At 40.5% G+C, this 11,150-nt stretch carries 12 protein-coding genes and 1 pseudogene; 4 read left to right on the plus strand and 9 right to left on the minus strand.

Features of this window, described 5'->3' with window-relative positions:
* Positions 1 to 107 precede the first annotated feature (107 nt).
* Positions 108 to 920 carry an alpha/beta fold hydrolase gene (locus tag V7L20_RS19200; protein ID WP_334745617.1) on the plus strand — a complete coding sequence of 271 codons (813 nt, stop codon included), beginning with the start codon at positions 108 to 110 and terminating at the stop codon, positions 918 to 920.
* 130 nt (positions 921 to 1,050) lie between these two features.
* On the opposite strand, the gene cbiE is transcribed toward V7L20_RS19200, so the two are convergent.
* From cbiE to V7L20_RS19215, 3 genes are all read right to left on the minus strand, one after another.
* The gene (gene cbiE, locus V7L20_RS19205; RefSeq protein ID WP_334745618.1) at positions 1,051 to 2,259 is read right to left on the minus strand and encodes a precorrin-6y C5,15-methyltransferase (decarboxylating) subunit CbiE; all 1,209 of its coding nucleotides are present in this window, start codon (positions 2,257 to 2,259) and stop codon (positions 1,051 to 1,053) included.
* 13 nt (positions 2,260 to 2,272) lie between these two features.
* Positions 2,273 to 3,052, minus strand: coding sequence for a class I SAM-dependent methyltransferase (locus V7L20_RS19210; protein WP_334745619.1), 780 nt, complete (start codon positions 3,050 to 3,052; stop codon positions 2,273 to 2,275).
* A gap of 107 nt (positions 3,053 to 3,159) precedes the next feature.
* Complete coding sequence (locus V7L20_RS19215; protein WP_334745620.1) at positions 3,160 to 3,417, minus strand: WD40 repeat domain-containing protein; 258 nt, start codon at positions 3,415 to 3,417, stop codon at positions 3,160 to 3,162.
* Positions 3,418 to 3,626: 209 nt separating this feature from the next.
* Here V7L20_RS19215 and V7L20_RS19220 point away from each other — a divergent pair, with 209 nt between their 5' ends.
* Positions 3,627 to 3,770: a hypothetical protein gene (locus V7L20_RS19220; protein WP_334745621.1), complete on the plus strand. Its 144-nt coding sequence runs from the start codon at positions 3,627 to 3,629 to the stop codon at positions 3,768 to 3,770.
* A 95-nt stretch (positions 3,771 to 3,865) separates the two neighbouring features.
* On the opposite strand, the pseudogene V7L20_RS19225 reads toward V7L20_RS19220, so the two are convergent.
* Positions 3,866 to 3,976: pseudogene (locus tag V7L20_RS19225) on the minus strand (element excision factor XisI family protein); the annotation flags it as partial.
* Between V7L20_RS19225 and V7L20_RS19230 the strand changes: the two are divergent.
* A complete protein-coding gene (locus V7L20_RS19230) occupies positions 3,934 to 4,479 on the plus strand; it encodes a PPC domain-containing protein (RefSeq protein WP_334745622.1) in 546 nt (181 codons plus the stop codon). The pseudogene V7L20_RS19225 and the gene V7L20_RS19230 sit on opposite strands and share 43 nt — an antisense overlap.
* 127 nt (positions 4,480 to 4,606) lie before the next feature.
* Here V7L20_RS19230 and V7L20_RS19235 read toward each other — a convergent pair whose 3' ends face one another.
* From V7L20_RS19235 to V7L20_RS19255, 5 genes are all read right to left on the minus strand, one after another.
* Positions 4,607 to 5,815: a 4-hydroxy-3-methylbut-2-enyl diphosphate reductase gene (locus V7L20_RS19235; protein ID WP_334745623.1), complete on the minus strand. Its 1,209-nt coding sequence runs from the start codon at positions 5,813 to 5,815 to the stop codon at positions 4,607 to 4,609.
* A gap of 125 nt (positions 5,816 to 5,940) precedes the next feature.
* The gene (locus V7L20_RS19240) at positions 5,941 to 6,768 is read right to left on the minus strand and encodes an SGNH/GDSL hydrolase family protein (RefSeq protein WP_334745624.1); all 828 of its coding nucleotides are present in this window, start codon (positions 6,766 to 6,768) and stop codon (positions 5,941 to 5,943) included.
* Positions 6,769 to 6,928: 160 nt separating this feature from the next.
* Positions 6,929 to 7,951 carry a zinc-dependent alcohol dehydrogenase gene (locus V7L20_RS19245; RefSeq protein ID WP_334745628.1) on the minus strand — a complete coding sequence of 341 codons (1,023 nt, stop codon included), beginning with the start codon at positions 7,949 to 7,951 and terminating at the stop codon, positions 6,929 to 6,931.
* 236 nt (positions 7,952 to 8,187) lie between these two features.
* Positions 8,188 to 8,373: a hypothetical protein gene (locus V7L20_RS19250; protein ID WP_334745625.1), complete on the minus strand. Its 186-nt coding sequence runs from the start codon at positions 8,371 to 8,373 to the stop codon at positions 8,188 to 8,190.
* Between the two features lie 51 nt (positions 8,374 to 8,424).
* Entirely contained in the window at positions 8,425 to 9,495 is a 1,071-nt protein-coding gene (locus V7L20_RS19255; protein WP_334745626.1) for a glycosyltransferase family 4 protein, read from the minus strand.
* Positions 9,496 to 9,950: 455 nt separating this feature from the next.
* Here V7L20_RS19255 and xth point away from each other — a divergent pair, with 455 nt between their 5' ends.
* A complete protein-coding gene (gene xth, locus V7L20_RS19260; protein WP_334745627.1) occupies positions 9,951 to 10,733 on the plus strand; it encodes an exodeoxyribonuclease III in 783 nt (260 codons plus the stop codon).
* Positions 10,734 to 11,150 lie beyond the last annotated feature (417 nt).

The following is an 11,150-nucleotide window of genomic DNA, read 5'->3' on the forward strand; positions in this document are numbered from 1 at the left end:
AAATGCTTAGGCTTTCAATTAAATTATTACTTCATTACCTCCATGACGGTTTTATCACCCTTTCAGCCTAATTCATCCCGCAAATATGCAACGCCGAATTATTTACTATGCCCAAAGTTCAGATTAACGGGATTGATTTGTTCTACGACATTAAGGGAAAGGGTGAGCCTTTGCTATTAATAGCTGGCTTCCTTTGCGATCATGCCTATTGGTCATTGATTATGCCATCGCTGGTTTGGCAGTATCAAGTCATTCGCTTAGACAACCGAGGTATGGGGCGAAGTTCTGCCCCCGAAACCCCCTATAGTCTAAAGCAGATGGCTAATGACGTTGCAGCATTGCTTGATCATATTGCGATTGATAAAGTACATTTAGTAGGTCATTCAATGGGTGGTCAAATAGCCCAAGAGTTAGTATTAGCACATCCTGAAAAAGTAGAAAGTCTGATACTACTTTCATCCTTAACAAAGGGTGATGAATTATTTAACAGCATCATCAAGACTTGGGGCGACCTCTGCAAAAATGTAGACTTGAAACTTTATGAAAAAGTCGTATTACCCTGGATATTTACAGATACTTTCTACTCGATTCCTGGGATGATTGAAGGTCTGATTGAATTTGCAATCAGATATCCTTTCCCACCTGCGGCTCATTCACTCTATCATCACAGTCGAGCCATGCTTGACTTTGATACAACAGACCGCCTTCAAGAAATTCATTGTCCTACCCTAGTTATAGTTGGTAAACAAGACATTCTCACCCCGCTAAAGTTTTCCCAACAACTTGCTCAAGGCATTCCCAATGGTGAACTTGTAGTCCTCAACAGTGGGGGTCATGGCTTCTTAATTGAGTCGCCGGATGCTGTGGTTTCAGCCATGCTTAACTTCCTGCGGAAGTTGAAGTCAGCTTACACCATGTAATTAATAATAACTTTGGAAATTTCTAAGGGTTTAACGCCTATAGAAACATGCTTAATCTGGATAATTTCTTGGCTTGAGATCGTGTGGCTTGCGGGACATTAATAACACCTCATACTAGACACAAATCTTGTTATTTTACAACTACCCATTGTGTCACACCTGCCATTCCTCGCCAGCCCAAAAATTTACCAATAGGTTCCGCCCGTTGGATGGCAATACGAGTCAAATCACCACCGACTTGTTCATGCCATTGAAATAAAGTTTGCTCACCCTCTACCGTCACGACATTTGCCACCAAACGTCCACCCGATCGCAGTGCTTCCCAACAAACATTAAAAAGTCCCGTTGCTGTCACCCCACCACCAATAAAAATGGCATCTGGTGCAGGTAAATCTTTCAGAACATGGGGCGCTTTACCTTCAATGATTTGCAGATTTGGAGTACCCAGAGTAGTTGCATTATCGGCAATATATAGTAATCTAGAAGAATTTTGTTCGATCGCGATCGCCCGACACCGAGCATTACTCCGCATCCATTCAATAGAAATGGAACCGCAACCCGCGCCAACATCCCACAACAATTCTCCTGGTGTGGGTGCTAAAGCTGCTAAGGTAATTGCCCTAACTTCACGCTTCGTTAACTGTCCATCGTGGTGGTAGGCGTTATCTGGTAGTCCTGGTAGTCTTGGTAAAGCGATAACCCCAGGATCAGCAATACAATCAACAGCGATCGCATTCAACGCAGCAACTTCTGTTTCACTCCAAGATGCAGCCGTACCTTCTACAATTCTTTCATGAATGCCACCCATGCGCTCCAATACAGTGATTTTGCTGCCACCATAGCCGCGATTTGTCAAAATTTTAGCAACAATGGCGGGTGTGTCCTTCCCTTCACTCAAAATCAACAGCCGCGCTTTTGGGTAAATGTAAGATTGAAGCAGAGAGGATGGACGACCATTCAAACTCAAGGTTTCCACCTCAGTTAAAGACCATCCCACCCTGGCACAGGCGAGGCTGAAGGCTGAAGGTGCGGGGATAATCGTCATTTCAGAGACGGGAATTCGCCGCATCAAGGTAACACCAATGCCATAACACATCGGATCACCACTTGCAAGTACGCAGATTAACTGACCCCGACGTTTGATAATTTCCTCTACAGAAGTGCTAATGGGGGATGTCCAGACTAGTTTCTCACGTTGGTCATCTGTAGGGAGCATTGCTAAATGGCGATCGCCTCCGACAATTACTTTAGCTTGAGCAATTAGGGAAAGAGCGATCAGGCTTAACCCCTGTAATCCATCTTCCCCAATGCCGACGATAGAAAGCCATTTCTGTGTCATGCTAATTCATGATTTATACTTTATCGGCGATTACAAACAAGTAATCTCCTTGATTGTTTTCATATTTATTGACAATCTCTGTGATGCGTCCTGTATTAATATCTGCTGCTAGTTTTTGACACCCTGCTGCGATTTCATCCGCAGAAGCTAGCAAAGCAAAGGTAGAAATTCCAGAACGCACATTCTCGTCTAAATATATTCCCGGACGATGTTTTCCACTATATAAAAACAGGTCTTGTAAGTTTTCCGAAATAGAAAAAGGTTTGATATGTATTGATTTAAAACCTGCCTGCTTGAGAGCATATTTGACCTTTTCTAAACTTGGCATCTGTTCAGCAGATTTATATATAGTCTGTGGAAAATATTCGACTAACCAATATTTATTTATTTGCTCAGGTGTGGCAGTAAATAATACAAAACAACCAGCAGTCAAGACACGGTAAATCTCCCGAAAAGCAGGAGTTAATGTAGCAAAATGATGTATTGCTAGTGTGCATAATACACCAGAGAAAGTTTCATCAGCATAAGGTAACGCCTGAGCTTCTGCAACTTGCCAAGCTACAGCATTACTCTTATTCGTAGCAGTATCAATCATCTGTTTTGACTGGTCTACTCCATACCAAACACCACCATATTTTGCCAAAGCTAGTGTGTAATTTCCAGTGCCACACGCCACATCTAGATATGAATAATCTGATTTTAGCTGAAGGTGAACAGCTAATTGGGCAGAAATTTCAGGGTCAGCGCGACGAGTCAAATCATAGCCTTTACCAATTTGCTCATAAATAGCCATTTTTTTGAATCTGTTCCAAATTTTTAGACTTACATTATTCTATGGCTTTTGCTACACGATGGCAGACTATTGCTAGCTTCTGGATGAGTAACAAAATAATCTTGGAGCTATTGACATCCTCGTGCTAGTAAATCATTTAACTGCAAACTCCACAAAATAACCTTGTCATCTTTACTAGCAGAAGCAATGATTTTTCCATCAGGGCTGAAACTGACGCTTGTCACTGAATCGTTATGTCCAGTCAAGGTAGTAATAGGAGTTCCATCCTTTTTCCAAAGTTTAATAGTTTTATCTGTGCTTCCAGAAGCAATGATTTCTCCATCGAGGCGTCGTCTCCCATAAGCAAGCAGACAAGAAAACTGCATTATCAGAATATGCTCAGGCGCTTGCCAAAGATGAAAAATTTGCAGCAGCTTACACAAAAATTGGCTACATCAAATATGAAAAAGGATAAATTGAAGGGGCAATTAAACAGTGGCAAAAAGCAATTAAAATTGATAATGATGTCACAGGATCGCAATTTGCACTTGCAGTAGTTTTATATAGTAAAGGTGAGCAACAAAAGGCTTTAAATATGGCGCAAACTGCTTTGCGTTTAGATAAAACATTGACTAATGTTGAAGTTCTCAAACAAAGTCTCTGGGGTACACGCTTAATAGCAGAGGGAGAAAAGCTCCTCTCTCATCCTACTATCCAAGCATTGCGAACAAAGCAGTAATTTGTGTTTATACCAAAAATACATTTTATAAAAGCCTTTTAACTTTTGACTTTTGACTTTTGATTTTTGACTTCCGCACAGAGGTTTTAACCTTTTCAACCTACACCAAATTCCGTGTATTGCCTTACTAAGGGTTCATGAAATGCCAAAATAATATCTTCCTTTGGAACTCCTAACTTTACTAAGTCATTGGCAATACCAATCTCATGGTATTAATAGTGCCATTTTTAATGACACCGAAATTAAAAGATTTATTGGTATTAGTTTTGCAATTCCTACAGAATTAATTCAGCCTTTTTTAGTAGCTGTAGAACAAGGTAATGCTCAGTTAGCAAGTGAGCGTCAACAACATAATAATAGTCAAGATACGGATTTACCGTTGAATGGTCAAGTTTTACAAGCGAGCCTGAAAAATGGCGATCGCACTTTACCAAATAATAGCTATTTTCACACTTATGTCTTTGAAGGCAAAGCAGGTCAACAGATAACTATTGAGATGAATAGTCAGCAAATAGACCCTCACTTATACTTACTGCTTCCTGCTAAAGAACGACTTATAGCACATAATGACGACATTTCCCCAAAGGATTTTAATGCTCGATTGACTATTACCTTACCAGAAAATGATATCTACTATCTGTTGACTAACACTTTTGAAGCAGGAGAATCTGGTAGTTACAGTTTACGCGCAGCAATATCTCAGCAGTAATTTATTTTTAGTTGGTAAACTATTGGGTATAAATAAATATACTCAGATCCCCGACTTATTTAAGAAGTCGGGGATCTATCTGTTGAGTATTTTATGTTTAATTAGGTTGCTACACACCCCCTAAAATTTAAACTACTGCTGCTGTTGCCTTGAGTGCAAAAATTTTATTAATCACATCTTCTACCACTTTATCTGGCGTGGAGGCACCGGAAGTAATTCCCACAACAATTTCTCCATCAGGCAACCAATTTTCTGTAGTTATTAATTGTCCATTTAATTGTCGATGTTCAATAGAATATCCTGATTTAATCCGTTCAACAGTATCAATATGATAAGAAGGAATTCCTCGCTCAAAAGCAATTTGTTGCAATTGAGTAGTATTCGATGAATTAAACCCACCAATTACTATCATCAAATCCAAATTTTGTTCCACTAACTTCAACATGGCATCTTGGCGTTCTTGGGTAGCATCACAAATAGTATTGAAACTTTGAAAATGCTGATTTAACTCGGTGGGGCCATACTTCTGTAACATAGTCCGCTCAAAAAGCTTGCCAATTTGCTCAGTCTCGCCTTTAAGCATTGTGGTTTGGTTGGCAATACCAACTCTTTCTAAATCTCGATCGGGGTCAAATCCTGCTGAACAAGCTTTAGCAAATTTTGTCAGAAATTCTTCACGGTTCCCACCATTGATAATATAGTCAGCAACATATTCGGCTTGTTGCAAATTCAAAACAATTAAATACTTGCCAGCAAAAGAACTAGTAGCAATTGTTTCTTCGTGCTTATATTTACCATGAATTATTGATGTATAATCGATTTTTTTGTGCTTTTCTACTGTATTCCAAACTTTAGATACCCAAGGACAAGTTGTATCAACAATTTTGCAGCCTTTATCGTGAAGTATCTGCATTTCTTGAACGCTAGCCCCAAAAGCAGGTAATATGACTACATCACCAATTCCAACAACAGAAAAGTCTTTATTCTTTCCTTCAATGGGGATGAATTCGACTTCCATCTCCTGCATACGCTGATTTACAGAAGGGTTGTGGATAATCTCGTTAGTAATCCAGATATGTTCTGTAGGGAAGTGCTGGCGGGTTTCGTAGGCCATTGCCACAGCGCGTTCTACACCCCAGCAAAAGCCAAAGGCTTGTGCTAGTCGGATTGTCACATCACCTTGGTGTAGAGTGTAATTGCGATCGCGAATTTCTCGAATCAAATTACTCTGATACTCAGACTGCAACTGAGTGGCAACTTCTGCTTGATGACCAAACCCCTTACGATTGTAATTTTCTGAATGTTGCAGGCTGCGCTTAAAAGCTTTTGTATCCATTAGATTTGTCTACTTAAACCACTATTTCTTATTTTCTCGCGCCCAGACACGATTTATACAAAGTTGTATTTAAAGATATTACTTCTTTTCGTCCTTTACCCTTCTTCCCGTAAAAGACGTTAACGCTAAGGTTTTAATTCGATCTCGCCATAAAGCTGTAATGCAGAACGCCAAACTATATAGCCTTCAGGACTTAAATGTAAGCCATCAGTAGTAAATTCGCGGCGGAGATTACCTTGTTTGTTGGTAAACAGGGGGTGTAAATCGAGATATTTGACACCTTTTTTGTTACAAACACTTTGCAGTTGCTGATTTAAATTACGAATGCGACTATTGGTAACAGCCAGAAGTTTATCTCGTCCTTTCCAGGTTATTTCTTCTGCCCCATGTGGCAAAATCGATTGGACAACAATTTGCGTTGTGGGGTGGGTCTTTTTTAGGTAATTAATAATTTGACGCTGATTATCTAAAATTACCCTGTCGCTCACCCCCCGAATTAAGTCATTAATACCAATCATGATAAAAATCACCTCTGGCTGGGTGCGGTCAAATATCTCCAATCTTTTCAAGAGTCCATTGCTGGTTTCGCCAGAAATTCCTTGATTGAGCCAATTTTTACCTTCGGGTAATAACTCAGGCGGAAACCACAAACTCAGAGAATCTCCCACCAGGATGCTTAAGTGTGGAGGACGTTGATCTGCGGCTACCTTAGCTTCTTGCGTGAGGATGTTTACCCACTGCTGGTAAGAGAGTTGGTGAAGACGACCTAAATCAGGTGTAGCAATTTCGGTTGAGTTGTTCAGGCTGATTGGCTCTGGGGATGTTATTATTCCAAAAAAAGCGGAGAATCTCTGCTGTTGCCAAATTAGCAGGATGACCGCCAACATTAGGATACCGTTGGTTAACAGCGAGAAAAATGCCCAGATAGGAAAGGTTTTTGCAGATGTAGACACGACTAGCGAAATTTACCAATTATTTGAATCAAATTTTAACGCTAGCGATCAAAAATTACGAGACGTAATGCGTAAAGCTCCCTTTTACCGCTATCACCGTGTAAAGGGGGAGTGTCAATGTTTGGCTAAACCCAGAGCATCTACTGTACGCTGCAAAAAACTAAGGAATCATTGCTACCTTAATTACCTGACGCGCCTTCATCTCACAAAATACCTGTTCTAAATCTTTTAATGACCGTTGTTCACTAATAAGTAACTCAAAGGGAATTTTGCGACTAGCGATCAGTGCCAGCGCCTCCTGCACATACTTTGGTGTATTATGAAACACGCCTTTGATGGTTAGTTCGCTATAGTGTAGCTGTTCTGTGTTGACAGTAATGCTGGTATCCCGTGGACATCCACCAAATAAGTTAACTGTTGCACCAGGACGGGCGCAGGCGATCGCAGTTTCCCAAACACTTGGTACACCAGTTGCTTCAATCACTACATCTGCGCCCCATCCTTGGGTAAGTTCTTTCACCACAGTAGGAATATCTGGAATTTGATGATAATTAAAAGTCTGGGTTGCACCCAATTTCTGACCAATTTCTAGCCTGTGGTTATTACCTCCCCACAGCAACACCTCAGCTTTCTCACTCAACGCCGCCACAAACATCAGCCCGATCGCCCCATCTCCTAAGACGACTACTCGATCTTTGGCTTTGACATTAGAACGGGCTATACCATGCAACACACAAGCTAAAGGTTCCGTCATCGCTGCCAATTCCCACGGCAACTCATCGGGAATCTGCAATAAATTATGCTGTACTATCGGTGCGGGAATTTTTAGGTATTCGGCAAAAGTTCCATTATTCCATGTCAGATTCGGACATAATGAATACTCTTGACGTTGACAAAAAAAGCATTTCGTGCATGGTGCGGAATTATTAGCGATGATGCGATCGCCTATTTGCCAATTTGTAACCCCTGCACCCAAGGCAACAATTCGTCCAGCCCCTTCGTGACCAAATAGCGTTGGTGGGATCAGCATTTTAGCATGACCACCACGCTGCCAGACTTTCAAATCTGTACCACAAGTTGTTGCTGCCCCCACTTGGATCACAACTTCGCCAACCGTCGGAGTGGGGTCAGGAACTTGCTCTAGGCGTAAATCTTTTTGCCCATAAAGTAACGCTGCTAACAAAGCTTTAAACCTATCAATTAGCTCCATCCAATTTTACCAGTTGAAGCTAGTGGTCTGTCTGATTAATTTTGATCAGTTCGTAGCAAACACTGAAGTGCTTAAAAATCCAGGACTAAAGTTTTTACTATGAACTTGTTTACTCTTCGTAACTAATGAGACAGACCACTAGTTGATAGATTTAAAGTAAATTAGTTTTGATTTCTAGTAAGCTTTTATTAATCTAGAATGCCGTAAAATTAGGAATTTACCGCAGGCTGAGGAACCACACCGATGTTCCGGGTTTCCACATTAGGCAAGCGAGTAGCAGTTAATAGCGGTACTTCTTGTCGGCACGACAGACAAAACCAATATAGTTCACCATGTCGTACATGGCGCAGGAGGGAACCACCGCAGCATAGGCAGGTGTTGGCTCTCGTACTCATACCAATGTCCTCTTTAAAAAGTATTGTTTAAGTTGGATAAAAAACAGTTGATTAAAACTGAATGTTAGCTACATGAATGCGGCCATTCGATTCTATGCGGTCTTTTATAATTTGTCTGTAAACAGCTTCATATCCGTTAACCATTTGGCTAACACTAAAGTTGTTTTCTACATGTTTTCGACAGGTTTGACGGTTGAGCTCCAAAGCTAGTGGAATCATTGCCGCCATTTCTGCATAGCTTTTGCAAATAAAACCTGTTTTCTCGTGGGCAATTACTTCAGGTACAGAGCCGAAATTCATGGCAATGACTGGTGTACCAGTTGCCATTGATTCAATCATTACTAACCCAAAAGGTTCTTGCCAGCTAATAGGAAAGAGAGTTATGGCAGCATTGCCCAGAAGTTCAGTTTTTTCGGCGTGGTTGATTTCGCCTAGATATTCAATTTGCTGATTATCTATGAGGGGGGCAATCTCTTGTTCAAAAAACTTAGAGTCTTGGACATCAACCTTTCCTGCTATCTTCAAGCGCCAACCACTCTGTTTAGCAATAGCGATCGCATGTTGTGGCCCTTTCTCTGGTGATAAACGACCTAAAAATGCCAAATACGGAGGTTCTGAGGGTTGGGCTACTAATGGATAATTTGCTAGCTCAATTCCGTTATAAACCGTGTCAATATAATTGAGATCGATTTGACGCTGCGAGTTACTAATGCTGATGTATGGTTGTTTTTTGTGGTAGTTAAATACGTGACGGTTATCCGTTGTAAAATGATTATGCAGAGTATGCACTGTAGAAGTTGCTGTTACCAAACTCGCTAAAGGTAATGCCGAAATCCCTACATGGGAGTGGATAATATCGAATTGGGCAGCACTCTGGTAAACTTGGCTTAGTTCTAGCATTTCGTACACTGCATACTCTTTGACATTTGGATCTAAGCGCAATGCCCGTGGATAAACTGCTTCTAAATAAGCCAAAGTGTGAGAGTCGCCAGAGGCAAATAAGGTTACCTCATGACCGCGACGAACAAGTTCATCAGTCAAGTGACTCACTACCAGTTCTATACCTCCATAATTAGGAGGTGGAACCCTTTCCCATAAGGGGGCAACTTGAGCGATTTTCATTAGTTTTTTTGGTTCAGTCTATGAAATTGTCCTCAAGATAATGAGTTGCATCATCATTGTATGAGGAAAGAGCATTTGTACTTACTCTTTTGACATTTAAATTAACCTAATAGGCTACAAAAAGCCTAATAATGGTTAACCGTCCTGTAAATTTTTTCCCGATAAATCTAATGGACTATCGGCAAAACTTAACCCTGAGCTATATTTCTAACTTAAAGTAAACCAATTGCTTGTTGCATCTGCCTTGGGGATCATAAGAAGTTATAATATTTTGTAGCAGGAATTACAAAAAGGAATATTTTGTAGCTAAAACTACTAAAATATCTTATGGGATCAAGCCATTAAAGCTTGGTTTAAATGTAATTGGGAAATAGAACAGAAATTATAAATATTACGTAACTGTACAATAATTACATAATTTGTAATTATTAATTTAGAAAAAATTCTGATAACTAATGAAAATCGCTACTTGGAATGTCAACTCAATTCGCACTCGTCTAGAACAAGTTATCGATTGGTTAACTACCAATCCTGTTGATGTTCTCTGCTTGCAAGAAACCAAAGTTGTGGATGCCGAGTTTCCGCGATCGCCTTTTGAGCAATTAGGCTATAACCTTAATGTATCAGGACAAAAATCTTATAACGGCGTAGCCATAATTAGCCGCCAGCCACTCCTAGACGTAACTACCGGGTTTAGGGCGATTTTGCCAAATTTACACCACGAATGGGATGAGCAAAAGCGGGTGATTACAGGTGTAATTGATCGTATTCGGATTGTTAACTTATATGTTCCCAATGGTGCAGCAGTCGGAACTGAAAAATATGAATACAAATTGCGTTGGTTGACAGCGCTACACGAGTATTTGCGATTGTTGGTGTTGTCAGAACCTGCAATTTGTGTGTGCGGTGACTTCAACATCGCTCTAGAAGATAAGGATATTCACGAGCAAGTGAGTACAGAAAATCACATTATGGCAACAGAAGCAGAGCGCCAAGCCTTACTGGATATCCTGAAATTGGGGTTTGCTGACGCTTTTCGCAAATTCACCACAGAAAGCGGAAATTATAGCTGGTGGGATTATCGTGCCGCCGCCTTTCGTCGCAACTTAGGTTGGCGGATTGACCATCACTATCTTACACCTATCCTGTATGAGCGTGCTACAAGTTGCATTATCGATGTCGCGCCCAGAAAATTAACCCAACCCAGCGACCATACGCCGGTAATTGTAGAATTTTGAATGGAGTATTAGGTATTGGGCAAAACAGGATTTTGATGAATTGCAATTATTAAATTTTGAGCGGAGTAAACTTCATATACCTGTTTCAATCCCTAATAGGGATTTTGATGAATTGCAATCCTTGGGACTGGTGACTTTACTAAATGAAATTGTGTTTCAATCCCTAATAGGGATTTTGATGAATTGCAATATCTATTATTAAACCCTCTTAACTTATCGATTAACGTTTCAATCTCTAAGAGGATGTCTGAAAAGTAAGAAAGCTCACATAACGGTATTCTGTCAGGAGAAAAAATATTTAAGTATGACAGCGTTACCAGAGCCATGAGTCCATCATACCCAAGCAATTTGACTTCGCAGCAGTGGGAACTGCTATCAGGACTAATTCCAGCAGCTAAAAAAGGCGGTAGAAAACGC

It is taken from the genome of Nostoc sp. (assembly GCF_036916735.1).
GTDB lineage: Bacteria > Cyanobacteriota > Cyanobacteriia > Cyanobacteriales > Nostocaceae > Nostoc.